At 70.5% G+C, this 22,531-nt stretch carries 24 protein-coding genes and 1 pseudogene; 15 read left to right on the top strand and 10 right to left on the bottom strand.

What is annotated here, in order from left to right:
* Positions 1–13 precede the first annotated feature (13 nt).
* Positions 14–1,006 (bottom strand): putative oxygenase MesX, encoded by a 993-nt coding sequence (locus VYL96_RS10130; protein WP_061227675.1) that lies wholly within the window; start codon positions 1,004–1,006, stop codon positions 14–16.
* 125 nt (positions 1,007–1,131) lie between these two features.
* On the opposite strand from VYL96_RS10130, the gene VYL96_RS10125 reads away from it, so the two are divergent.
* The 8 genes and pseudogenes from VYL96_RS10125 to VYL96_RS10090 all read left to right on the top strand — a co-directional run.
* On the top strand, positions 1,132–2,079 hold the full coding sequence (locus VYL96_RS10125; protein WP_131885518.1) for a LysR family transcriptional regulator: 948 nt from the start codon (positions 1,132–1,134) through the stop codon (positions 2,077–2,079).
* Between the two features lie 158 nt (positions 2,080–2,237).
* Entirely contained in the window at positions 2,238–2,762 is a 525-nt protein-coding gene (locus VYL96_RS10120) for a DUF1877 family protein (RefSeq protein WP_007631358.1), read from the top strand.
* Between the two features lie 179 nt (positions 2,763–2,941).
* Positions 2,942–3,382: an NUDIX hydrolase gene (locus tag VYL96_RS10115; RefSeq protein ID WP_131885583.1), complete on the top strand. Its 441-nt coding sequence runs from the start codon at positions 2,942–2,944 to the stop codon at positions 3,380–3,382.
* A gap of 2 nt (positions 3,383–3,384) precedes the next feature.
* Entirely contained in the window at positions 3,385–3,936 is a 552-nt protein-coding gene (locus tag VYL96_RS10110; RefSeq protein ID WP_329437154.1) for an AAA family ATPase, read from the top strand.
* 56 nt (positions 3,937–3,992) lie between these two features.
* A complete protein-coding gene (locus VYL96_RS10105) occupies positions 3,993–4,433 on the top strand; it encodes a YtoQ family protein (protein WP_131885522.1) in 441 nt (146 codons plus the stop codon).
* A 37-nt stretch (positions 4,434–4,470) separates the two neighbouring features.
* A complete protein-coding gene (locus VYL96_RS10100; protein ID WP_007631365.1) occupies positions 4,471–5,157 on the top strand; it encodes a mismatch-specific DNA-glycosylase in 687 nt (228 codons plus the stop codon).
* Positions 5,158–5,214: 57 nt separating this feature from the next.
* Complete coding sequence (locus VYL96_RS10095) at positions 5,215–5,514, top strand: monooxygenase (RefSeq protein WP_329437151.1); 300 nt, start codon at positions 5,215–5,217, stop codon at positions 5,512–5,514.
* A 10-nt stretch (positions 5,515–5,524) separates the two neighbouring features.
* Positions 5,525–5,737, top strand: a pseudogene (locus tag VYL96_RS10090) (hypothetical protein); the annotation flags it as partial.
* On the opposite strand, the gene VYL96_RS10085 reads toward VYL96_RS10090, so the two are convergent.
* The gene (locus tag VYL96_RS10085; protein ID WP_329437148.1) at positions 5,715–6,962 is read right to left on the bottom strand and encodes an MFS transporter; all 1,248 of its coding nucleotides are present in this window, start codon (positions 6,960–6,962) and stop codon (positions 5,715–5,717) included. The pseudogene VYL96_RS10090 and the gene VYL96_RS10085 sit on opposite strands and share 23 nt — an antisense overlap.
* Before the next feature lie 330 nt (positions 6,963–7,292).
* Between VYL96_RS10085 and VYL96_RS10080 the strand changes: the two genes are divergently transcribed.
* Positions 7,293–7,664: a carboxymuconolactone decarboxylase family protein gene (locus VYL96_RS10080; protein ID WP_131885525.1), complete on the top strand. Its 372-nt coding sequence runs from the start codon at positions 7,293–7,295 to the stop codon at positions 7,662–7,664.
* Between the two features lie 22 nt (positions 7,665–7,686).
* Here the strand turns inward: VYL96_RS10080 and VYL96_RS10075 are convergent, their stop codons facing one another.
* From VYL96_RS10075 to VYL96_RS10050, 6 genes are all read right to left on the bottom strand, one after another.
* Positions 7,687–8,109 (bottom strand): hypothetical protein, encoded by a 423-nt coding sequence (locus tag VYL96_RS10075; RefSeq protein WP_131885527.1) that lies wholly within the window; start codon positions 8,107–8,109, stop codon positions 7,687–7,689.
* A gap of 141 nt (positions 8,110–8,250) precedes the next feature.
* Complete coding sequence (locus tag VYL96_RS10070) at positions 8,251–10,485, bottom strand: NADP-dependent isocitrate dehydrogenase (RefSeq protein WP_007631378.1); 2,235 nt, start codon at positions 10,483–10,485, stop codon at positions 8,251–8,253.
* Positions 10,486–10,717: 232 nt separating this feature from the next.
* Positions 10,718–12,541 carry an ABC transporter ATP-binding protein gene (locus VYL96_RS10065; RefSeq protein WP_131885529.1) on the bottom strand — a complete coding sequence of 608 codons (1,824 nt, stop codon included), beginning with the start codon at positions 12,539–12,541 and terminating at the stop codon, positions 10,718–10,720.
* Positions 12,538–14,130: an ABC transporter transmembrane domain-containing protein gene (locus VYL96_RS10060; protein ID WP_131885531.1), complete on the bottom strand. Its 1,593-nt coding sequence runs from the start codon at positions 14,128–14,130 to the stop codon at positions 12,538–12,540. The genes VYL96_RS10065 and VYL96_RS10060 overlap by 4 nt, the downstream gene beginning before the upstream one ends.
* A 122-nt stretch (positions 14,131–14,252) precedes the next feature.
* Positions 14,253–14,681, bottom strand: coding sequence for a hypothetical protein (locus VYL96_RS10055; RefSeq protein ID WP_063972020.1), 429 nt, complete (start codon positions 14,679–14,681; stop codon positions 14,253–14,255).
* Between the two features lie 121 nt (positions 14,682–14,802).
* On the bottom strand, positions 14,803–15,009 hold the full coding sequence (locus tag VYL96_RS10050; RefSeq protein ID WP_131885533.1) for a dodecin: 207 nt from the start codon (positions 15,007–15,009) through the stop codon (positions 14,803–14,805).
* A gap of 117 nt (positions 15,010–15,126) precedes the next feature.
* Here VYL96_RS10050 and VYL96_RS10045 point away from each other — a divergent pair, with 117 nt between their 5' ends.
* From VYL96_RS10045 to VYL96_RS10035, 3 genes are all read left to right on the top strand, one after another.
* Positions 15,127–15,903, top strand: coding sequence for an isocitrate lyase/PEP mutase family protein (locus VYL96_RS10045; RefSeq protein ID WP_131885542.1), 777 nt, complete (start codon positions 15,127–15,129; stop codon positions 15,901–15,903).
* A 59-nt stretch (positions 15,904–15,962) separates the two neighbouring features.
* Complete coding sequence (locus tag VYL96_RS10040; RefSeq protein WP_131885544.1) at positions 15,963–16,490, top strand: DinB family protein; 528 nt, start codon at positions 15,963–15,965, stop codon at positions 16,488–16,490.
* Between the two features lie 119 nt (positions 16,491–16,609).
* Positions 16,610–18,391: a lipase family protein gene (locus VYL96_RS10035; RefSeq protein WP_131885546.1), complete on the top strand. Its 1,782-nt coding sequence runs from the start codon at positions 16,610–16,612 to the stop codon at positions 18,389–18,391.
* A gap of 13 nt (positions 18,392–18,404) precedes the next feature.
* Here the strand turns inward: VYL96_RS10035 and VYL96_RS10030 are convergent, their stop codons facing one another.
* Complete coding sequence (locus tag VYL96_RS10030) at positions 18,405–19,394, bottom strand: pseudouridine synthase (protein WP_131885548.1); 990 nt, start codon at positions 19,392–19,394, stop codon at positions 18,405–18,407.
* Positions 19,391–19,567 carry an HAD family hydrolase gene (locus VYL96_RS10025; protein ID WP_007629969.1) on the bottom strand — a complete coding sequence of 59 codons (177 nt, stop codon included), beginning with the start codon at positions 19,565–19,567 and terminating at the stop codon, positions 19,391–19,393. The genes VYL96_RS10030 and VYL96_RS10025 overlap by 4 nt, the downstream gene beginning before the upstream one ends.
* 205 nt (positions 19,568–19,772) lie before the next feature.
* Between VYL96_RS10025 and VYL96_RS10020 the strand changes: the two genes are divergently transcribed.
* The 3 genes from VYL96_RS10020 to VYL96_RS10010 all read left to right on the top strand — a co-directional run bounded on the left by VYL96_RS10020 (position 19,773) and on the right by VYL96_RS10010 (position 22,499).
* The gene (locus VYL96_RS10020; RefSeq protein WP_131885584.1) at positions 19,773–20,612 is read left to right on the top strand and encodes an endonuclease/exonuclease/phosphatase family protein; all 840 of its coding nucleotides are present in this window, start codon (positions 19,773–19,775) and stop codon (positions 20,610–20,612) included.
* Positions 20,609–21,229: a DUF2238 domain-containing protein gene (locus VYL96_RS10015; RefSeq protein ID WP_131885550.1), complete on the top strand. Its 621-nt coding sequence runs from the start codon at positions 20,609–20,611 to the stop codon at positions 21,227–21,229. The genes VYL96_RS10020 and VYL96_RS10015 overlap by 4 nt, the downstream gene beginning before the upstream one ends.
* Positions 21,230–21,473: 244 nt before the next feature.
* A complete protein-coding gene (locus VYL96_RS10010) occupies positions 21,474–22,499 on the top strand; it encodes an LLM class oxidoreductase (RefSeq protein ID WP_131885554.1) in 1,026 nt (341 codons plus the stop codon).
* Positions 22,500–22,531 lie beyond the last annotated feature (32 nt).

Below are 22,531 nucleotides of genomic sequence, written 5' to 3'. Positions count from 1 at the left end.
TCTCCTCTGGTGCTCATCCGACGAGCACCGGGTAGCGGGCGGCCCACTGTTCGAGCTGCGCTCGGTGCGGCTTCATGAGGGCTTCCTCCGTGAACCTGCCCTGCGCCTTGCCGAGCCGGTTGCGCTCCTCGCGGTCGTACACGATCGGGGTGGGCGAGAAGTCGCCGTGATCCAGGGTCGGGCGGTAGACGTCCGCGGCAGGGGAGTGAGCGTTGTAGATCTCCGGACGGTAGATCTTCTGGAAGGTCTCCATCACGCTGATGGTGCCGATGAGCTGCAGGTCCGTGTAGTCGTGGAGCAGGTCACCGCGGAAGTAGAACGCGAGCGGCGCGACGCCGCCCGGTGGCATGAAGTACCGGACCTCCAGCCCCATCCGGGCGAAGTACTCGTCGGTCAGCGAGAAGTCGTCCTGCTGGTACTCGGTACCGAGGACGCGATGGTGGTGTCCGGTCCGGCGGTAGGTCCGGCTCGTCGACACGCTGATGCAGATAACCGGCTCCGCGGAGAAGCGCTCCCGGTACGCCTCCGAGGCGACGAAGCGCTGAAAGAGTCTGCCGTGCAGGTCGCCGAAGTCGTCGGGCACGGTGAACTCAGCGGTGTTCTCGTTGGCCGCCGGCAGGAGAACGCTGAAGTCGTAGTCCCGGACGTAGGACGAGAAGTTGTTCCCCACGATGCCCGGGTGACGCTCACCGGTGTCCCGGTCGAGGATCTGGACGTCCAGGACCTCGATCAGCGGGAACCGCTGGCTCTCGCCTGCCGAGGTGAACTGCAGATCCGCGGACACGATCTCCAGCTCGACGGTGTAGCGGTCCCGGCTCGGGTCGTGCCGGCCGGCGAGTCCGTTGAACCGGTCGTCGATCATGGCGAGGGCGCGGCGGAGGTTCTGCCGGCGGTGCTCGCCCCGTGCCAGGTTGGCGAAGTTCGTGGTGGTGCGGGAATTCTCCGACGGTGAGTAGTCCTCGTCGAAGCGGGTGGTGGTGATGCTGAACGCGAAGTCGTCCGACATGTACATCCAATGCGGGTCTCGATCGGCCGGGCTCGGCCTTGCGGAAAATCTGTGCCCTCATCCTGCAGCCCCAGTTCAGGCATCGGGTAACTACCGTTTGCTATGCGTCTCTATAGTCTGTGCCTATGGGCAGGGCATCCAGGGGCATCACGCTCCAACAGTTGGAGTACTTCATCGAGGTCGCGGCGGAGGGGTCGATCACGGGCGCGGCGGAGCTCCTCTACGCCGCCCAGCCGACCATGTCCGCCGCGATGAAGGACCTCGAGTCCAGGGTCGGGCGCACGCTGCTCTCGCGGTCCGCCCGGGGTGTGACGCTGACCGAGGAGGGTGCGGAGTTCCTCGGCTACGCCAGACAGGTCGTCGAGCAGATGTCCCTGCTCGAGCAGCGGTATCTCGGCCAGCCACCGTCCCGCCGACTGCTCGGGGTCTCCGCGCAGCACTATTCCTTCGTGGTCGAGGCGTTCATCAGGATGGTGCGGTCCGCTGACGTGGAGCAGTACGAGTTCTCTCTTCGCGAGACGCGGACCTGGGAAATCATCGAGGACGTCCGGACGCTCCGGAGCGAGGTGGGCATCCTGTACCGCAACGACTTCAACCGGAAGGTCATCGACAAACTCCTGCGCGATTCCGGTCTCGTCTTCCACCCGCTCTTCGCGGCGGTCCCGCACATCTTTATCTCGAGGAAGAACCCGTTGGCCGCCCGCGAGCGGGTCACGCTCGGTGACCTGACCGACCTGCCCCGGCTCACGTTCGACCAGGGGGCGAACAACTCGTTCTACTTCGCCGAAGAGATCCTCTCCACCCTGTCGAGCAAGCGGGAGATCCGGGTCGCCGACCGCGCGACCATCTTCAATCTGATGATCGGACTCGACGGGTACACCATCTCGACCGGCATCATCAGTGACGACCTCGACCCGGAGATCGTGGCGATCCCGCTCGACGTGGACGAGAGCATCGAGATCGGCTGGATCAGCCACTCCGGCATTCCGCTCACCGAGCAGGCGCTGCGCTACCTGGCCGAGGTACGGGCCGTCGTCGCGGACTACGGAATCGACCTACTCGACTCGCCGTGACGCGGGTCGGAGTCTCGGCTTACTGTTCAGCGCTCGTCGCCTACACCACCGCGTGACCGGCCCGCTGGTTCTCCACAGGCGAGCCGAAGCCGGATCCTTCATCCACAGGCGGCCGCGCACGAGCTTCTCAGCACGTCGCTCTCCGCGATGCTGGGCTCATGGGAATCCGTTACTACGCATATGCCTTCGACGCCGACGCCACCCAGGGCGTGCTCGCCGACCCGCGCGCCTACATCAGCGCCGACCCCTTGGCGGATGCCTGGGGTTTTCCGCCCGGGTCCACGGTCGCCGCGACCGACTTTCGACAGGGCCCTCGGGAGGAGGACATGCTCTACCTGGACAAGGCGTGGAGAAATCTGCAGTTGATGACGTCACCGTCTGATCCGACTGACGAACCCCGCCCGGCGTATCGCATGTTCGAGGGCGACGTGACGCCGCTCGCGAACTGGGAAGGGTGGCTGCCGTGGGTTCGGGCGATCCCGCCAGAGGACGTCGCCCCGATCGCCGATGATCTGGACACACTCACCCGTGCGGACTTCGTTCCCTGTCTGCCCCCTCGTGACGGAGATGAGCCGGGCAACGAGTCGGAAGCGGAGTACGTGGACCACTACGTGAACCGGACGAGACGATTCCTCCGCGGACTCGAAGAGTCCGGCCGGGGCTTCGCGTACCTGATCGGGTAGCGGGGAGCACGGCTTCCCCGGGCCGACCGTCGTGCCCGGGGAGTCGTGCAGGCTGCGCCGCAACATTCACCCCGCGGCTACGCTTCCCGCGTGACCACATTCCTCGCCCCCGGGACATCGATCGACGTCATCGAGTGCCCCGAGATCCCGTGACGAGTGCTGCGTCCGCGCCGAGGATAGTGCGGAAGGTCGTCGGGTACGTCGTCCACGAGGGGCGGTTGCTGGTGTTCACGCATGACGGGTTCCCGCTCGTCGAGGTTGGCGTCCAGGTGCCCGCCGGGACGATCGAGCACGGGGAGTCCCCCGAGGAGGCGGCTGTCCGTGAGGTCGCCGAGGAGACCGGGATCCGTGCTCGCGTCGTCCGTTCGCTCGGCACGGAGCGCTACGACATGCGGCCGTCGAAGCCCGAGATCCACGAACGGCACTTCTTCCACCTCGAGCCCGAGGACCTGACGTTCCCCGAGCGTTGGCCGGCCGGCGAGCCGAGGCCGTCGGGCGGCGGCGAGCGTCAGGAATGGACGTGCTTCTGGATCCCGGTGGAGCGGGCTCATGTCCTGTGCGCGGGGTGCGGCGCGCGTGTCGGCGAACTCGCCGTCACCGCCGGACGCCGGCGGTGGTGACGGTGGTGCGTCGCGTGCTGGTGGTGGGGAGTTCCGGTTCGGGTAAGACGACGACGGCGAGGCGGATCGCAGGCGAGCTGGGTGTTCCCCACATCGAGCTCGACGCGTTGCACTGGGGGCCTGACTGGACGGCCGCGACTGCGGGGGAGATGCAGGAGAGGGTGCGTGAGGCCATCCGCCCGGACGCCTGGGTGGTGGACGGAAACTACCGGTCCAAGATCGGCACGCTCGTGTGGGATCGTGCGGACACCGTCGTCTGGGTGAGCCCGCCCCGCCCGGTCGCGGTGTGGCGCGCGCTGACCAGGACGATCCGCCGTGTCGCGACCGGGCAGGAGCTGTGGAACGGGAACCGCGAGCGCTGGTCGTCGCTGATGTTCTGGCGAGGAGAGGAGTCGCTTCTCTGGCTCGCGTGGGCGCTCTATCCCCGGACCAGGGATCGTTACGAGGCGGCCATGAGGGACCCGGCGAACGGTCACCTCCGGATCCACCGGGTGCGCACGGCGCGCGAGGTGGACCGCGTCATCGCGGCGTGGAAGTCCGGCCCCGGCGCATGACAGTCGTGGCTCGCGGGGAAGTTGCCGAGGTCGCCGCACTCATGGATGGTGAGGTCATGAGTTTCACCGTGTACCTGTCCGGCGAGATCCACACCGACTGGCGTGACCAGATCCGGAGCGGCGCGACGGCCGCAGGCCTCGATGTCACCTTCACCGAGCCGGTCACCGACCACCCGGCGAGCGATGCCGCGGGCGACCACCTCGGCGGGACCGAGAACCCCTTCTGGCGAGACCACCAGTCGGCGAAGGTCAACGCGATTCGTACGCGTACGTTGATCGAACAGAGCGACCTGGTGGTGGTGCGCTTCGGGGAGAAGTACAAGCAGTGGAACGCCGCCTTCGACGCCGGCTACTGCGCGGCCCTGGGCAAGCCCTACGTGACGCTCCACGATGCGGAGATCGTCCACCCGCTCAAGGAGGTCGACGCGGGGGCCCAGGCCTGGTGCACGACCACGGACCAGGTGGTGGAGATCCTGCGCTACGTGCTCGAGGCGTGAGTCCGGCGGCGCCCACGACGGTTGAGGTGCGGTCGCCGTGGGCGTGAGGGGCCGGCCCCGGCGTCCAGCCCCGCTGCGGGGTCGGCGACCTACGAAGCAGGATCTCGCCGCCTTCGCCGACCTGCAGGAGGACGGCGTCGACGACGTCCTGCCGGCCGACCCCGGCGCGTTGCGGCTCCTCATCGTGGGCATCAACCCCGGCCTGTGGACCGCGGCCGTCAACGCGCCCTTCGCGCGGCCCGGCAACCGTTTCTGGCCGTCCCTCCATCGCGCCGGACTCACCGATGACCTCGTCGACGCCACGACCGGACTCTCCGACGCGGACGAGGAGAAACTCCTCGCGGCCGGCATTGGGATCACCAACCTCGTCGGACGCGCCACGGCGCGGGCGGACGAGCTCTCCCGCGAGGAGCTGCGGGAAGGCGGGGCGCGTCTCGCGGAGCGCGCGGGCACACTCCGCCCGGGCGTCGTGGCCATCGTCGGGATCACCGCGTTCCGAGCCGCGTTCTCCCGCCCCGGTGCGACCACGGGAAGGCAGGACGGCACGACACTGCCCGGGTGGCCGGAGGACGTCGAGCTGTGGGTCGTGCCGCAGCCCAGTGGGTTGAACGCCCACGAGACCGTCGACTCGCTCGCCGAGTACTGGCGCCAGGTGTGGGCTGCGGTGCAGGCGCGCGCGCCGCACCCGGGGCGAGTGGATGGCGGCGCTCCAGCGGAAAGCTGATCCGTCCACCAGCGGTATCCTGGTGTCTCGAGACGGACCGGGAGGGCGACGATAGCTGTGGTGTTACAGGTGAACTTTCCGATGCGAGGCCCCTGGGGCGCGGAGATGGCGGAGGCGTTCCGCGGGCTGGCGGAGTCGATCAACACCGAGCCGGGATTTCTCTGGAAGGTGTGGATCGAGGACGAGTCGGCCGGCCGGTCCGGAGGGATCTACCTCTTCGACACGCGCGAGAACGCCGAAGCCTATGTCGCGATGCACACCGAGCGTCTCGCCGGGTTCGGGATCACCGAGGTGAGCGCGACCTTCTCGGACGTCAACGAGCCCCTGAGCACGCTCAACCGCGCCAGGCTGCCCTGAGCCCGCCGAAATGACGTCACAGCGCGCGGCAGGCGGCCGGCCCCCGCCCGCCCGCCGTCTGACCGCGCCGACCCCCGTCCCGGCCACGACCACGGTCTCGCGACCGGCCGCCACCATTGTCGTCGATGAAGGGCACGCCGGCCGTCGGCTGGACAAGTTCCTGCGATCCCAGCTCAGGGGTGTGCCGGCGGGGCTGCTGTTCAAGCTTCTGCGCCAGGGCAGGCTGCGGGTGAACGGTCGCCGAGCCGAGCAGAACTACCGGCTCGCCGAGGGCGATGTGATCGACCTCCCCGCGATGCAAGCCGGGGCCCCCGCCACGGCGCGGAGTCGCGGTCCAGGCTGGACAGCGCGAAGGTCTGCGACGGCCCGATCACCAGGGCGGTGGCCAGGACGGCCGGGATGTAGAGCAGGCCGAAGAGCAGGATCGCCGAGTACCCGGCGGCGATGCCGACGCCGGTGACGAAGACCGCCATCACGAGGAAGCCGAGCGGGATCGACCAGCGGCCACCGTGCCGGTCGAACAGGCGGCCGGCCACCGGCCCGGCGACCACGGTGAGCAGGATGCCCGGCGCGAGGGTGAGCGAGGCACCCAGCGGCGAGATGCCCTGAGCCGCCTGCAGGAACAGCGGGATCACGACGTTCATCGCGAAGACGAACACCAGGCCCAGCATGGTCATCGACACGCCGAGGACGAACGCGCGGTTGGAGAACGGTCGCATGTCGATGAGCGGGTGCGCGATCCGACGCTGACGGACGACGAACACCCACAGAGCGGCGAGGCCGATGACCGCCGAGAGCGCGGCGTAGACCGGAGCACCGCCGAACGCGGCCGAGATGCCATAGAGGATGCCGACCAGGCCGACCGCGACGAGCAGGAACGACGGGATGTCCAGTACGGGGCGGCCCAGGTCAGCCACGGTGCGCAGCGCGATCGCGCCCGCGATCAGGACGAGCAGGGTCAAGGCGCCGAAGACCCACAGCAGGGTGGTCCACGGGGCGAACGTCAGCAGCACACCGGAGAGCACGATCGCCAGGGAAGGCCCCAGGGTGGTCATCGCGGCCATGATGCCCATGTTCAGCCCGAGCTTCTCGCGGGGCGAGACGGCCAGCGTGATGTTCATGCCGATCGGGGTGAGCAGACCCGTCCCGATGGCCTGGAGCAGGCGGGCGATCAGCAGTACCTCGAAGGACGGGGCGAGGGCACCCACAATCGAGCCGATGACCATGACCGCGACGACCGAGACGAACAACTGCCGGGTCGGGAAGCGGTGGTACAGCACGTTTGAGACAGGGACGAACACGGCGGCGACCAGCAGATACCCGGTGGTGAGCCACTGCACGGTGTTCACGTCGACGCCGAAGTCGTTCATGATCGGCGTGAAGGCGACGTTGAGGAAGGCCTCGTTGAAGGTGGCGAGGAACGCCGCGGCGGCGGCGACCGCGATCATCCAACCGGCACGGCCGGGGACAGGCGCAGGGGCAGTATGGGATCAGGACAAGGAGTCTCCTGACGTCCGGCGGGTGGGGTTGATCGACCGTGCCGTGTCAGAAGGTCCCTGCGTGGACCCTCGCGTGTCGTGTCATCGATGCTTGAGTACGGCTGTGAAGCCGACGAACGAAGCTATCACGATTCCGCGTCGTCGCGTAAGCGCGTCCGGGTGATGGACCGGTTCATGGGGGCCCTGCGGGTCCGCCACCCCGTACCTGGCCGGGACGGGCCTACGGGCTGCCCTGTTAGCCTGACCAGGACATTCGCCGATCCGTCGAGGAGTATCACCGTGGAACTGAGCATGGACAAGGGCAACCGGTTCGTCGAGGAGACGCAGTCCCCGGAGTCGGCGGCGGCATGGAAGCAGCAGCTGGACGAGTTCGCGCCCGGGGCATCCGACTGGGTGGTCGGCGCGGTGTTCGGTGGAACCTACCAGCGGGACGGCCTGGAGCTCCGCGATCGCCAGATGCTCAACATGGCCGCCCTGGCCGCGATGGGCGGGACAGAGCCGCAACTCACCGGCCACATCAAGACGGCCATCGATGCGGCCGGGATGAGCCGGGAGCAGGTGGCGGAGTGCTTCGTGCACCTGATGCCCTACATCGGCGTGCCCAAGACGCTGGCCGCGATGCGCTGCATGAAGGCCGCGCTCGACAGCTGAACATCTTCTCTGGACGTCACTCCTACGTGGCGCCCGCCCACCCCGGCGGCGGGTCGATCTCCTCCGTGCCGCAGCGCCAGCCGGAGTGGAAGTCCTCGAAGGCAGACGGGGGAGCGCCGATCTCCTCGGCACGGTGCCTCATCGCGGCGAACCAGCGGCAGTAGTCGGCATCGTTGAAGTACCGCACCTGGCTCGGGGAGCCGAGGCCGCGCAGGATCTCGTCCGCCACGTCCCGCGCGCTCGTGCGGATCGAGACGGTGAGGTCCCCGACGTGGGGGAAGGCGCCCTCAGTGGCCCGGAACACCGCGTCGTCGTCCCTGGGTGGGAGATCCACCCCGTTCGGGAGGTTGTCGGCGGTGGTGACCTCTAGTCGCCAGTAGCCGACGGGACCGAAGTACGGCAGGGCGCGGATGCCGGCGAACCCCCGGTCATGGAGATCCTCCACCGCGGCGAGCAGGAGTGGCCACACGTGTCGTGGGGCCGGGTAGTCGGTCGCGTCGGAAACGTCGGTCTCTCGATTCTCCCGGGAAATGGCGCACCGCACCCCGGGGCGGGCCCGGGGTGCGGTGCGGCTGCGGCGTGGAAGTCAGCCGGAGATGCTCGCGAGGGCGGCGTTGAACGTCTCGCTCGGACGCATCGCCTCCTTCAGCTTGTCGATCGCGGGCTGGTAGTAACCGCCCAGGTCGACCGGCTTGCCCTGCACCTCGAGGAGCTCGCCGAGGATGGTGTCCTTCTCAGCGTCGAGCTTGCCCGCCAGCGGCGCGAAGTGGGCCGCCAGGTCTGGGTCGTCGGACTGCGCGGCCAGCTCCTGGGCCCAGTACAGCGAGAGCCAGAACTGGCTGCCCCGGTTGTCGAGCTCACCGGTCTCCCGCGACGGGGACTTCCGGTTCTCCAGCAGTTTGCCGGTAGCGGTGTCCAGCGTCCGGGCCAGGATCGCGGCCTTGGGGTTGTCGTACTTGCGTCCGACGTCCTCGAGGCTGGCGCCGAGCGCGAGGAACTCGCCGAGCGAATCCCAGCGCAGGTGGTTCTCCTCGACGAGCTGCTGCACGTGCTTGGGCGCGGAGCCGCCCGCGCCGGTCTCGTACAGGCCGCCGCCGGCCATCAGCGGCACGATCGACAGCATCTTGGCGCTGGTTCCCAGCTCGAGGATGGGGAACAGGTCGGTGAGGTAGTCACGCAGGATGTTGCCGGTGACCGAGATGGTGTCCAGGCCACGCCAGGCGCGCTCGAGGGTGTACCGCATGGCGCGCACCTGGGACATGATCTGGATGTCCAGGCCCTCGGTGTCGTGCTCGGCGAGGTACTTCTTCACCAGGGTGATGAGGTTGTTCTCGTGCGGCCGGTACGGATCGAGCCAGAAGACGGCCGGCATGCCCGAGGCGCGGGCGCGGTCCACGGCGAGCCGGACCCAGTCGCGGATCGGCGCGTCCTTGACGGTGCACATGCGCCAGATGTCGCCCGCCTCCACGTTCTGGGAGAGCAGGACCTCGCCGGTGGCGGCGTCGACGATGTTGGCCACACCGCCGTGCTGGACCTCGAAGGTCTTGTCGTGGCTGCCGTACTCCTCGGCCTTCTGCGCCATCAGGCCGACGTTGGGCACGGTGCCCATGGTCCGCGGGTCGAACGCCCCGTTGGTCTTGCAGAAGTTGATGATCTCCTGGTAGATCCGCGCGAACGTGGACTCCGGGATGACGGCCTTGGTGTCCTTCTTACGGCCGTCGGCACCGTACATCTTGCCGCCGATACGGATCATCGCGGGCATGGAGGCGTCGACGATGACGTCGGAGGGGGAGTGGAAGTTGGTGATGCCGCGGGCCGAGTCGACCATCGCCAGCTCCGGGCGCGACTCGTGGCAGCGGTGGATGTCCTCGATGACCTCCTCCTTCTTGGAGGTCGGCAGGGACTCGAGCTTGTCGTAGAGATCGCCCATCCCGTTGTTCACGTTGACGCCCAGCTCGTCGAAGAGCTCGCCGTGCTTGGCGAACGCGTCCTTGTAGAACACGCGGACGGCGTGACCGAACACGATCGGGTGGCTGACCTTCATCATAGTGGCCTTGACGTGGAGCGAGAACATGACGCCCGTCTCCTTGGCGTCGTCGAGCTGCTCCTCGTAGAAGTCCAGGAGCGCCTTCTTGCTCATGAACATCGAGTCGACGACCTCGCCGGCCTCGAGCGGCACGGTCTTGAGGACATGGGTCTCGCCGTCCGGGGTCACGATCTCCATGCGGGCGTCGCAGGCGCGGTCCAGGATGATGGACTTCTCGCCGGCGTAGAAGTCGCCGTGGGTCATGTGCGCGACGTGGGTCTGCGACGCCATCGACCACTTGCCCATGGAGTGCGGGTTCGCCCGCGCGTACTCCTTGACCGCCTTCGGCGCGCGCCGGTCGGAGTTGCCCTGGCGCAGCACGGGGTTCACCGCGCTGCCGAGGCAGGAGCCGTATCGCTCGGCGATCTCCTTCTCCTCGGGCGTCTTGGGGTCGTACGGGTAATCGGGGAGGTCGTACCCCTTCTCCCGGAGCTCGGCGATCGCAGCGGTGAGCTGCGGCACCGAGGCGCTGATGTTGGGCAGCTTGATGATGTTGGTGTCGGGCTCCTGGGTCAGCCGACCCAGCTCGGCCAGGTTGTCGGGGACGCGCTGCTCCTCGGTGAGCCGCTCGGGGAACGCGGCGAGGATGCGGGCGGCCACCGAGATGTCACTGGTCTCGACGCCGATACCGGCGGGCGCTGCGAAGGTGCGGAGGACCGGGAGGAACGCCTCGGTCGCGAGCCGCGGTGCCTCATCGGTGAGGGTGTAGATGATCTTCTGGGGACCTTGGGTCATGGATGTCGACTCTTCTCGTTTCGGGCTGATCGTGTTCTTGTGGAACTGCGCCATCTGGCCGCCCACCATCATCCCCCGGGTCGGACCGACGGTGTCGGAGCCCCCGGCGGGACGATGGACGCCCCGTTCCGTGCGTACGGCCCGGGAATCGAGGCGGCCTCCCCTGCAGTGTGGTCCAACTGGCGCTCGCTCGCCGGGTTTCCCGACGTCGCCCACCCCGGTCGGGCCCGTTCTAGGCCGGGTCCGGGGCGCTGTCCACGGCGGTCGCCCGCCGGCCGGCGGACCAGGCGGTCCATAGTCGGTGGTAGATCCCGCCGTGGGCGACGAGGTCGTCGTGGGTGCCGCGCTCGACGATCCGTCCGGAGTCCATCACGAGGATGGTGTCCGCCCGAGAGGCCTGATCGAGCCGGTGGGCGATCACCAGGGCGGACCTGTCGCGGGTGACCTCGTCGGCCGCACGCTCCAGCGCCTCCGCGCCCGCCGAGCCGGCCTCGGCCGTGGCCTCGTCCATGACGATGACGGCCGGATCGAGCAGGAGGACGCGGGCCAGGGCCAGCTGCTGCGCGGCGACCGGATCCAGTTGGAGCCCGCGCGCCCCGACGACCGTGTCGAGCCCCTCCGGCAGCCGCTCGAACCACGCGGTGGCGTTGACCCGGCGCAGCGCGTCGAGCAGCTCGTCGTCAGTGGCCTCCGGTCTGGCCAGGGTGAGGTCCTGGCGCAAGGTCCCCGAGAACACATGGACCTCCTGGCTGACGGTGGCCAGACGGGCGATGCGCTCGCGGTCGGACAGCGACGACACCGGGTGGCCGTCGACGAGCACCTCGCCGGCATCCGGGACCAGGAGGCCCGCCAGTAGAGCGGCAACCGTCGTCTTGCCGGCGCCCGACGCACCGACGATCGCGACGGTCCGCCCCGGTTCAATGGAGAAGCTGATGTCGCGCACCGCCCACGAGCCGCCGTAGCTGAAGCTCACACCGCGCAGCTCGACCCGGCCCTGCGGCGGCTCGGCACCGCTGTCGGGCACCGGCACGGGCGGGTCCACCACCACGCCGACGATCCGGGACAGCGACGCGTAGCCCGACTGGACCACGTCTAGGATGCGCATGAAGGTCATGAGCGGACCCCGCAGGCGGATGATCATGAGCACCGCCCCGGTCACCGCGCCCACGGTGAGGGCGCCGGTGGCGACGAGGTGGTAGCCCACCGTGAGAGCGATCGCGAGCATGAGGAACTCGCCCACCAGCATCCAGACGTTGAGCACGAGCATCGTCGTGCGGGCCCGGATGCCCTTGCGCACCACGTCCCAGGAGGCGTTGGCGATCCGGTTGTGCATCCGGCCCTCGAGCGAGAACGCGCGTACGGTCGCCCGGCCACGGATGGCCTCGAGGACCCGTCGCGCCCGCTCGGCCATCGCCGCGCGTTCCGCGGCGTAGCGGCCCGGGGCCTTGCCGAGGTACCGGCGCGCGGCGACGTAATAGAGGGGCGCGACTACGAGGGGGACGACGAGGAACTGCCAGTCCAGGGCGAACAGCGCGATCACGGTCGCCACGACCGTCAGGGCCGAGGTGGACAGCGTCGGGACGGTCTCGGTGACCGCGGAGGACAGTTCGGCCACGTCATCGGTGGACCGGCTGACGAGGTCGCCGGAGCCCGCGTCCTCCACCCGGTGGGTGGGCAGTCCGAGCGCGGTGCCGACCATGTCCTGGCGCAGGTTGGCGATCACCCGCTCGGACAACCGGGCCACCAGGTAGAAGCCGGACGCGCTGAGCGCCGCGCCGCCGACGGCCGCGACCAACAGCAGTCCGCCGATCTGCCACAGTGCCCCCCCGCGCTCACCGGAGACCAGGTCCACGATCCGGCCCATCAGCTGGGGGATGAGCACGCCCGCGGTTGCCCCGAGACTCAGCAGGATCAACGCCACCACCAGCCACCGCCGGGCGTGGCGGACCCGGGAGAGCTGCCGGGCCACCTCGCGACGGACCTGGCCCGCAGAGGCGACTGGGAACCGGAGGGCGGTGTCGGTCTTCACGGGTCGTGTCGAACTCGTCGTCGTCATCCCTCGGCCCCCACGAGCAGCCCCTCGGCGGTCTCGCGCAGCTGCCGCGCGCTCAGCCGCGCGTCCGCCACGGCGTTCCACGCCGGCGCCTGGCTGACGACGATCGTGGTCTTCCCGGCCCGCTCCCGGGCGATGTTGTCCGCGAGGTTCTGCTCGGTCACCGAGTCCACCGCGGTGGTGGGGTCCTGCAACACGAGCACCTCCGGGTCGAACGCGACGGCGCGGGCGAGGGCGACACGCTGCCGTTGGCCACCCGAGAGCATCCGCCCGCTCTCACCGACCCGCTTGTCGGGGCCGTCGGGGATGTCGTCGCAGCAGGCGACCCGCAGGGCGTGTTCGGCCACCGCGCGATCGCGGTGGACGTTGTCCGCCACGCTGCCGTCGAACAGGTCGGCGGCGTGGGGCACGACCGCCACCCGCGTGCGGGGCAGAGACTCGAGGAGGCGGATCAGCTCGGAGTCGGTGCCGTCGACGACCGTCAGGCCTGACGGAAGGGCGCGGATGAACCGCTCCGTGGTGGCGGCGTCGGCCTCCGAGATGCGCTCGAAGTCCGCGCCGAGCACCTCCCGTATCCTCCGGCCGGACGCCTCCGCCGACGCCCAGCGGGAGGCGATGTTGCGGCCGAACATGGTCATGGGGACCACGAGGAACTGGGTGAGGCCGACCACCGTGATCAGCTCGCCGATGGTGACGTGCCCGGCGAGCGCCAACGCGCCCGCCGCGATGCCGAGCGTGGACACGAAGACGGCCCCGGTCGCCTCGGTGACGCCGTTGAGTCGTGCCTCGGCGGCGTCGGCGTGAACGGTCTTGAGGTAGGCGTCGTCCGACACCTCGTCGTAGCGCTTCCGGACGGTGACGATGGCACCCAGGCCCTTGAGGATCCGCAACCCCTGCACCACGTCGGTCGCGGTGGCCGCGGCCTGGGCGATGGCCTGCTGACGCGCCACCGACCGGCGCTGCAGCGGCCGCGCCACCCGGAGCGCCACGATGACCAACACCGGGCCGCCGACCAGGGTGGCCAGGCTCAACCACGGGTTGATCGTGAACATCATCGCCGCGCCGTATGTGATGGCCGCCGCCTCGGCGACGGGCATCACGGTCATCATGACGATGTCCCCGACGCGCGTGGTGTCCGACGAGGCGATGGACAGCAGGCCGCCCGCGGTGCGTTCCCGGCCCGCGAACCCGCGCGGGTCCTGGATGCGGTCGGTGACCGCGGTGCGAAGGTCGTGGCTGACGAGCTGCTGACTGCGGACCAACATGAAGCGGGCGGTCCAGTTGGCGACCATCGCCACCAGGAACACGCAGGCGAGCGCGCCGATCCAGAGCCAGAGCCGGTTCAGGCGGCCGGTGGCGATCGCGTCGTCGACCGCACGGCCCACGACGACGGGGGTGAGCCCGTTGCAGAGGAATCCCACGGCCATGCCGCCGGAGGCGATGAAGCTCCAGGGACGCTGGGACAGCGCCACCTTGAGTGTCCACCGCGGTGAGTCGACGGCGGGCAGCTTCGACCGGCGGCCGCCCGGCCCGGGAAGCGCCGAGTAGTCGACGATGCTGCCCGTTCCCGGGGTCTGTGAGTTGTCGGGCACGAGGGTCGATGTTACCGGCGGGATGCCGGGTCCCTGTCATCCGCGAGCGGCGGTCAGAGGCCGCTCATCCGGCCGCGCCCCGCCCGCTCACGCGCCGCTCACTCGGCCGCGCGCCGGCCCGCTCACGCGCGGCTCCCGTTGCGCGCGGCGCGGCCACCGACAATCTCCACGGTGTCCACGTCCGCCACCCCCAGCGCCAGGAGCGCCTGTCCCGTGGCGTCCAGCTCGTCCTCGATCGTCCGCAACCAGCCCCGCACCACCTTGTCGGGGAGGCGGCGCCTCGCGGACAGTCCGACGACGAACCCGGGCGACGCGATGGCGGGAAGGACGGCCATCGCGTCGCGGCGCTCGTGCGACGTGCACAGCCAGTCCACGTCGCTGATGAGGATGGGGGCGGGGAGGCCGACATCGTGTTCGTCGCACGGGAGGATGAGCATCGTGTTCCGGCCGCGGTCGTGGTGACCGATGACGAGGTCGATCACGCCGGCGGCGAGCGGGGCGTCGTCGAGCGGGAGTGTGTTCCAGTTGTCGGGGAGGTCCTCGAATCTCATGCCCCGAGTCTCGGCGGGCCCGAAGTTCGGCGACAGCCCCGCGACGCGTTCTGTGGAGCCGCCGGAACGCCCTGTGGACAGCGGAATCCGCGGGAACCCGGTGGCGGCCGGAAGCGTCTGGTCAGGACTCGTGCCGGAACCCCACCTTGATGGTCACCTGGTAGTGGGCGACAGTGCCGCCGTCGAGCTTGCCGCGGACGGACTGGACCTCGAACCACTCGAGGTTCCGCAGGGTCTTGGACGCCTCCGCGACCGCGTTGGCGATGGCCTGGTCCGTTCCGTCCGGCGAGGAGCCGACGATCTCGGTGACGCTGTAGACGTGGTTCATGGTGACCTCCGGGGTACGCGTGCCGGTGTGTGATGCGGGTCACTCTACGGTGATCCGCGGGCCGGGCCACCGGCGTAGGGTCGGGGGACGAAAGCCCACGCTCTGAGGAGGATCGAGATGCCCGACGTACGCGCACGAGCAACCACGCTGGCCGAGCTCCATCAATCGGGTGAACTGGCCGTTCTGCCGACCGTGTGGGACACCTGGAGCGCCAGGGTCGCCGCCGACGCCGGCTTCAAGGGCCTGACGGTGGGTAGCCACCCCGTCGCCGACGCCATCGGCAGCGCGGACGGGGAGAAGATGGACTCCTCCGAGTACCTGCGCGTGGTCAAGCGCATCACGGACGCGGTGTCCGTCCCCGTCAGCGCGGACGTCGAGTCCGGCTACGGTCTCGACCCTGCCGAGTTGATCACCCGCCTGCTCGAGGCCGGCGCCGTCGGCGCGAACATCGAGGACGTCGTACACCGCGAGGGCAAGCGCGTCCGCGACCGTCAGGAGCACGCCGACTACATCGCCGCCGCCCGCCGCGCGGCCGATGACGCCGGGGTCCCGTTCGTCATCAACGGACGCACCGATGCCGTCAAGCTGGGGACGGACGTCTTCCCGGACCCGGTGGCGGAGGCCGAGGCCCGCATCACGCTCATGGAGGATGCCGGAGCGCGATCTGTGTACCCGGTGGGCGTGACGAGCGCCGACCAGCTGACGCGTCTCGTGCAGGCGGTGACGATCCCCGTCAACGCGACCGCCCATCCGGTGAAGGGACACGGCGCCGGCGACCTGGCGGCCCTCAAGAAGCTCGGCGTGCGCCGGGTGTCCTTCGGCCCGCTCTGGCAGATGTGGCTCGCCGAGGTCTCCACGGACCGGTTCGCCGACTGGCTCCCCGCGAACGGCTGACGTCGCCGACCTAGCCCGATCCGGCCGCGGGCCCGCCGGGACGGTGAGACGGTGGAGGTATGGACACGCCTCCCGAACCCTCGCTGCCGGACACCAAGGACTGGACGACCGTACTCGAGTCGGGCTGCGACGAGTGCGGCTACCGGCCTCACGACCCGGCCACCACGAGCGACCGTCTGGCGTCCGCCCGCGACCGGTGGCTCGCCGTCCTGCGGCGGCCCAGGGTGGAGCGGCGACCGTCGCCGCGGGTGTGGTCGCCGCTGGAGTACGCGGGCCACTGCCGTGACCTCATCGAGGTCCTGGGGGACCGCATAGAGGCGATGCTCGACCGCGCCGAGCCGACGTACGACGACTTCGACGGCGAGGCGGCGGTCGTCGAGCACGGATACTGGCGCAGCAACCCGGCCGATCTCGCGCACCGACTCGACGCCGCCACCTCCCGGACGCTGCAGATCCTAGACCGCGTCGGCCCCGCGGATCGTGACAGGACCGGTCGACGCGGCGACGGCTACGTGTTCACCATCGCCTCCCTGTGCCAGTACATCGTGCACGACGTCGAACACCATCTGGGTGACGTCGACGGGTGAGAACAGCCGACGTCGACGGGTGAGAACGCGCGGTTCGGAGTCTCCCGCGCGGGGCCTCGGGATAGTTTCCTTACCGGAGGCCGTATACGCCGGTAGAGGTCGGCCCGAGGACGCACCCGATGAGACGGATCTTGCACGACACGGCCGACCAGCACACCGATAAGCACACCGACCGCGGACGGCGGGTACTCGGCGCCCTTCTTGCCCTGGCGTCCGTCGCCCTGGGCGTGGTGTTGATCCTCGTCCACCTCGGCATGCCGGTGATGGTCACGCTGGCGGGGGTGGGACTCGTCGTCGTCGGATTCGCCACGGTCACCGGCGTCGACGGTGCCGGCCACTCCGGGCGGTGGACACGCATCGCGATAGGGCTCGCCGCCGTCGTGGCCGGGATCGTGGTGCTCGCGTGGCGCACGGCGAGCATCCGCACTCTGCTGTGGGTGATGGTCGCCGCCCTGGTGGCGCACGGGGTCCACACCGTCGCCGCGGCCTGGCGCGGCAGCGCCGACCGGCGGGTGGCCGGCCTTTTCAGCGGCGCCGCGGCGATCCTGCTGGGCCTGTTGTGTCTGGTGTGGCCGGTGCTCGCGATCGAGCTGATCCGCTACGCCGTGGGTGCGTGGCTGGTGTTCGTCGGGCTGCGCGGGCTGATCGAGCTCGTCGTGGAACGTCCCCGCGCCCGCATGCGCGCAGGCCGCGAACGTGTGGGCAGGTGGGCGAGGACGGCGGCGGCGGTCGTGGTGTTCCTGCTCGTACTCGCCCTGGCGATCGGCAGCGCGGTCCTGTTCAGGGGTGACGACCGGCCCGAACCCGACGCCTTCTATACGGCGGTAGAGTCGCTGCTCGACGAGCCCGGGGTGCTCCTGCGCGCCGAAACCCTCACTACCGGCGTGCCGGACGGCGCCGACGCCTGGCGGATCCTCTACACGACCACCCGGCCGGACGACACGGTGACGGTGGCCAGCGGTGTGGCGATCGCGCCGGCCGACCGGGGCGGCGACGAGCTGCCCCTGCTGAGCATCGCCCACGGGACGGCGGGCATCGTGCCGCGCTGCGCCCCGTCCATGAGCCCGACCCCGTTCGCGGACGGCGCCGCCGCCGCCCTCGAGCAGATGGTCACCGAGCACGGGTGGGCCGGCGTCATCTCCGACTACGTGGGCCTGGGCACGGCCGGCATGCACCCATACCTGGTGGGGCGGGCCGAGGCGCGCAACGTGCTCGACGCCTCCCGAGCCGCGCAGCAGCTCGACGGGCTGGACCTGAGCACCGACACCGTGGCGTGGGGCCACTCGCAGGGCGGTCACGGAGCGCTCTGGACCGGGCAGATCGCCGGTGACTACGCGCCCGAGCCGACACTGCGCGGGATCGCGGGCATGGCGCCGGCCAGCGACCTGTACCGGCTGGCCGACGAGGACAAGGACAGTGTCGGCGGAAAGACCGTCTCGGCCTACATCGCCACGTCGTGGAACGAGATCTACCCGGAACTCGACCTGTCCGGCCACCTCAACCCGGGCACGGCGCACGGCGTGGAGAAGATCTCTGACCTGTGTTTCAACGAGAAGGACGTCATCGCCGCACTCCTGCGCGGGACGCAGATCCCCGAGCAGGTCTTCCCGGACTCGGTCCTCGAGGGCGGGCTCGGCGACCGGCTGCGGGAGAACTCGCCGACCGGCCCGTGGCCGGCGCCCGTCCTCGTCGCGCAGGGCCTGGCCGATCCGCTCGTGACGCCGACGATGCAGGAGAACTGGGTCGCCGGTCGGTGCGCCGCGGGCGATCCTATCGACTACCGCACCTACCCGGGGCTGGACCACATGGGCCTGGTCGCCGCCGACTCGCCGCTCACGCCGCAGTTGGTGCAGTGGACCCTCGACCGCTGGGCCGGTGCGGCGCCCACGCCGACCTGCTGACCGCCCAGCGGCGTCACGCACCTGACGTTCCGGCGGCGCCGCTGACGGGGGCGTGCGCCAGGGACCGGCGCGTGACGAACCGTCGGGGCTCGCCGGTGACGGGGTCGGTGAACAAGAGCTCGCGGGCGAGGAGCTGCAGCGGCAGGTCGGGGTCGTCGGGGGCCTCGGGCAGCAGGTCGGGATAGCGCCGGTCGCCGAGGATGCCGATCCCCAGCGCGGCGAGGTGCACGCGCAGTTGGTGGAGCCGCCCCGTGCGCGGCCGTAGGAGAGTCTGGACGACGGGCCGCCCCGAGGCGCTGTGCCCGGTGCCGAGCACGTCGACGAGGGTCTCGGAGTTGGGCGGTAGGTCGGGGTGGAGGGTGACGCGCAGCTCGCCGCGCCGCGACCGGATGTGCGCCCGGTGGGTGACGGGCACCGGGTGGCCGCCGAGGGTCGGCGCGGCCGGGTCCCATCCGGATGGGCGCGCGGAGACGGCCTCGTAGACCTTGGTGACCTCTCGCCGCTCGAACATGGACTGGTAGGCACCGCGGGTGTCGGCGCGGGCGGAGAACATGACCACCCCGGCGGTCTCGCGGTCGAGGCGGTGGATCGGCGTGATGTCGTCGTTGCCCAGGCGGGTGCGCAGCCGGACCAGCGCGGTCTCGCGGAGGAAGTGGCCGGAGGGGGTGGTGGGGAGGAAGTGCGGTTTGTCGACGACGACGAGGTGGCCGTCCCGGTACAGGATCTCCTCCCGGTGGGGCAGGGCGGGCTCGTCGGGCAGGTCGCGGTGGTACCAGACGAACTCGTGCGTGCCCAGCGGGGTCTCGTGGTCGATCGCCCGGCCGTCGGCGCCGACGATCTCGCCGGCGGAGACCCGGCGCCGCAGCTCGCCCGGGTCGAGGTGGTCGAACCTCGCCTCGATGTACTCGGCGATGCCCGCCCACGGGCCGTCGGCGGGGACGCGCAACCGGGTGGGGCTGACGCCGTCCCGGACCGGTAGAGGCGGCGGTGCGGGCACGGTCACACGTCCTGTCCGGTGACCGCCCGCGCCGGCAGGAAGTCGTTGTCGAGAAGGCTCGGGACGTACATGATGTGCTCGGGCCCGACCCCGGCGCGGCGGACGACCGCGGAGAAGAACACCCGCGCGGCCCGCAGACACTCCACGCACTGCTGTCCGACCGGCGAGTGTTGATCCACGGGAGGATCGTGTCACGGTTGCGACCGGTCCGCAGCGGGCCGCGCGCCGAATAGGGTGGAGGTCGCCCGGCAGGAGCGTTGCGGAGGCGAGAACGGTGTGGGGTGGGGAGATGGCGCAGCGCGAGGCCGGGTCGGACTCCGCCACCGAGCCGTCGGCGGGGACCCGCCGCGGGTCGGCCCGGTGCCCGCGCCCGGCCTGCACGTCATGACGTGGAACATCCGGCGGCCGGTGCCCGCTGCGCTCACTCGGCCGGCGGACCGGTGGCATCACCGGGCGCCGCGCGTGCGGGCGCTTCTCACATCCGAGCGGCCGACCGTTCTGTGCGCGCAGGAGGTGGCCGCCCGACAATTCGCCACCGTGCTCGAGGCCCTCGGCCCGGGCTACGACCACGTCGGTCGCGGCCGCTCGGCGGACGGCGGGGGAGAGGCGTGTCCGATCTTCTTCGACGCGACCCGTCTCGAGCTGCTGGGCTGGGAACAGTCCGCCCTGTCGGACACGCCTCACCCTGCCGGGTCGGTGTCCTGGGGCAACCTGTTCCCCCGGGTGATGGTCGAGGTGCACCTTCGCGACCGGGTCACCGGTCACGACCTGCTGGTGGTCAACACACACCTCGACCCGCTGTCCGGCCGGTCCCGGCTGCGCTCCGCCCGTGCCCTCCTGGAGGTGGTGGCCGCACGGGGCCTGCCGGCCGTCGTGACCGGGGATCTCAACGCGGGATCGTCGAGCCCGGCCGTGCGCGCACTTTCCTCGGAGGGGACACTGGTGGACAGTTGGCGGGTCGCCCGAGCCCGGCACAGCGAGCAGTGGGGCACCTACGCCGACTACCGGCGGCCGCGACGGGATGGCGCCCGGATCGACTGGATACTCACCACTCCTGACCTCGCGGTCACCGACGTCGCGATCAACCCGCTCCGCCACGAAGGCGGGTGGCCCTCGGACCATCTCCCGGTGCACGCCGTGGTGCACCCGACCGGTCCGGACGACGAGGCGCACAATGGGCTGCGAGACGGGACGCGAAAAGAGGGAGGAGCCCGGCGGACGTGATCGACGACTTCCTGCGCCCCGCCGGGAGCGCAGCCCAGAGGGTGGCGGACGCCCTGCGCGTGCTGGGCGTCCTCAGCGTGGCCTCGGCTCTGCTGTTCCACGGGCTCACCGACGCCGCCATCGTGGCCTTCGCCCTGCCCGGGCTCATGCTGCCCCGGTTCCTCGGCATGCGCGCCTGGGCGGACGCCGCCGTGTCGGCCACGCTGCTCGTGGCGGCGTGGAGCAACGTCGTGGACCTCTACCGAACCGTCTGGTGGTGGGACATCCCGATCCACTTCTTCGTGGCCGGCGCCCTGTCGGTGGTGGCGTACGTGTTCTGCGCACACCGCGGGATCGTGCGGGCGCCGGGTGCCCGCGGGTTCACCGTCACCGGCGCGGTCGTGCTCACCACGGCGTTCGGGCTCGCGCTGGGCGCGATGTGGGAGATGGTGGAGTGGTTCGGCTACGCCTACCTCGCAGACGAGATCTACGTGACCTACGAGGACACCGTCGGGGACTTGGCGGCGGGCGGACTCGGCGCGCTGCTCGCCGGCGTGCTCATGGCCCGTGGCCCAGAGTTGCTGCTCCCCGCGACCACGCTGCCCGCCCGGCCGGCGCCCGCCTACCGGCACAGGTAGGTCTCGGCCCGCCCGTCCCCGGCGCGAGCTGCGCCGTTCGCGACGAGAGCCGGCCTCGTCGTCGTCGCCGTACCCGCGCAGACGCGAGGCGCGGCCCACACCACCATCGCGATCCAGAAGAGGGAGACGAGTTCGGTCGAGTAGGGCTCCGCGGCCGGGCCGGCAGGCGGTGTCGCCCGGCGTGGCGGCACCGGGTGACCGTGGGCGTTCGGCCCGCCGTGCCGCCCGTGCCAAGGTGGAAGCCATGACCTCCTCGCCGTGCACCCGCTCCGACGGTGACCCCCGCGCCCTGCCGGGGTTCCGGCGCACCTACGCGCCCGGCCGACTCACGCTCGGCCTGGGGTTCCCGATGCGGAGTCGGACCGACAGCGACGACGTCCACGACCCGGCGGCCCAGGTGCGCCTCGCCCGGGCCGCCGAAGCCGGCGGGTTCGCCGCCCTCTACGTCCGTGACATCCCGCTGCGCGTGCCGTCCTTCGGCGACGTCGGTCAGGTCTACGATCCGTGGATCTACCTCACCCACATCGCCGCCCACACTTCGCGGATCGCGCTGGGCACCGCGGGCATCGTCCTGCCGGTGCGGCACCCACTGCATGTGGCCAAGTCCGCGGCCAGCGTCGACCGGCTGTCGGGCGGACGGTTCCTGCTGGGATTGGCGTCCGGCGACAGGCCCGAGGAGTTCCGCGCGTTCGGCCTCGAGCAGGGCGAGCGCGGTGAGCGGTTCCGCGAGAACCTCCGCGTGATGACACACGCGCTGACCACCGAGATGCGCGGGATCCGGTGGTCCGGCGGATGGATGCACAGCGCCGACGTGGTGCCCAAGCCCACCGCCGCGTCGGTCCCGGTGATCATGATCGGATCGTGTCAGCAGAGCGTGGCCTACCTCGCGGCGCACGGGGACGGGTGGATGACCTACCCGCGCGACTTCGACGCCCAGCGGCGCACCGCCGCGCAGTGGAGGGACGCGGTGGCCGCCGCCGCGGCCGGCGATGAGAGGCGCGACGGCGAGAGGAACGACGGCGAGGTGTTCAAACCCTTCGCGCAGTCGCTGCAGATCGACCTCGCGGAGGACCCGGATGAGTCCGCCTCCCCGATCAGCTTCGGTTTCCGGATCGGCCGGCGCAGGCTGGTCGACCACCTCGAGGACCTGAGGGGGATCGGGGTCAACCACGTGCAGCTGGGCCTGGGGGCCTGCCGGCGCCCGGTCGGCGAGGTGATCGCCGAGCTGGCCGAGTACGTGGTGCCCCACTTCCCGGCCCACGCGCACTAGGGTCGCCGGACTCACCGGAGCGGCTCCTGTTC

It is taken from the genome of Dietzia maris (genome assembly GCF_036287335.1).
In the GTDB taxonomy this organism is placed as follows: domain Bacteria; phylum Actinomycetota; class Actinomycetes; order Mycobacteriales; family Mycobacteriaceae; genus Dietzia; species Dietzia cinnamea.
Note: the sequence above shows the minus strand (reverse complement) of the source record. Positions and strands in the feature narration are given on the sequence as shown.

Excerpts from the sequence above, each read along its gene's own strand:
- VYL96_RS10130 (WP_061227675.1), bottom strand. The coding sequence starts at position 1,006 with ATGTCGGACGACTTCGCGTTCAGCATCACCACCACCCGCTTCGACGAG.
- VYL96_RS10125 (WP_131885518.1), top strand. The coding sequence starts at position 1,132 with ATGGGCAGGGCATCCAGGGGCATCACGCTCCAACAGTTGGAGTACTTC.
- VYL96_RS10120 (WP_007631358.1), top strand. The coding sequence starts at position 2,238 with ATGGGAATCCGTTACTACGCATATGCCTTCGACGCCGACGCCACCCAG.
- VYL96_RS10105 (WP_131885522.1), top strand. The coding sequence starts at position 3,993 with ATGAGTTTCACCGTGTACCTGTCCGGCGAGATCCACACCGACTGGCGT.
- VYL96_RS10085 (WP_329437148.1), bottom strand. The coding sequence starts at position 6,962 with ATGATCGCGGTCGCCGCCGCCGCGGCGTTCCTCGCCACCTTCAACGAG.
- VYL96_RS10070 (WP_007631378.1), bottom strand. The coding sequence starts at position 10,485 with ATGACCCAAGGTCCCCAGAAGATCATCTACACCCTCACCGATGAGGCA.
- VYL96_RS10065 (WP_131885529.1), bottom strand. The coding sequence starts at position 12,541 with ATGACGACGACGAGTTCGACACGACCCGTGAAGACCGACACCGCCCTC.
- VYL96_RS10055 (WP_063972020.1), bottom strand. The coding sequence starts at position 14,681 with ATGAGATTCGAGGACCTCCCCGACAACTGGAACACACTCCCGCTCGAC.
- VYL96_RS10050 (WP_131885533.1), bottom strand. The coding sequence starts at position 15,009 with ATGAACCACGTCTACAGCGTCACCGAGATCGTCGGCTCCTCGCCGGAC.
- VYL96_RS10045 (WP_131885542.1), top strand. The coding sequence starts at position 15,127 with ATGCCCGACGTACGCGCACGAGCAACCACGCTGGCCGAGCTCCATCAA.
- VYL96_RS10040 (WP_131885544.1), top strand. The coding sequence starts at position 15,963 with ATGGACACGCCTCCCGAACCCTCGCTGCCGGACACCAAGGACTGGACG.
- VYL96_RS10035 (WP_131885546.1), top strand. The coding sequence starts at position 16,610 with ATGAGACGGATCTTGCACGACACGGCCGACCAGCACACCGATAAGCAC.
- VYL96_RS10020 (WP_131885584.1), top strand. The coding sequence starts at position 19,773 with ATGACGTGGAACATCCGGCGGCCGGTGCCCGCTGCGCTCACTCGGCCG.
- VYL96_RS10010 (WP_131885554.1), top strand. The coding sequence starts at position 21,474 with ATGACCTCCTCGCCGTGCACCCGCTCCGACGGTGACCCCCGCGCCCTG.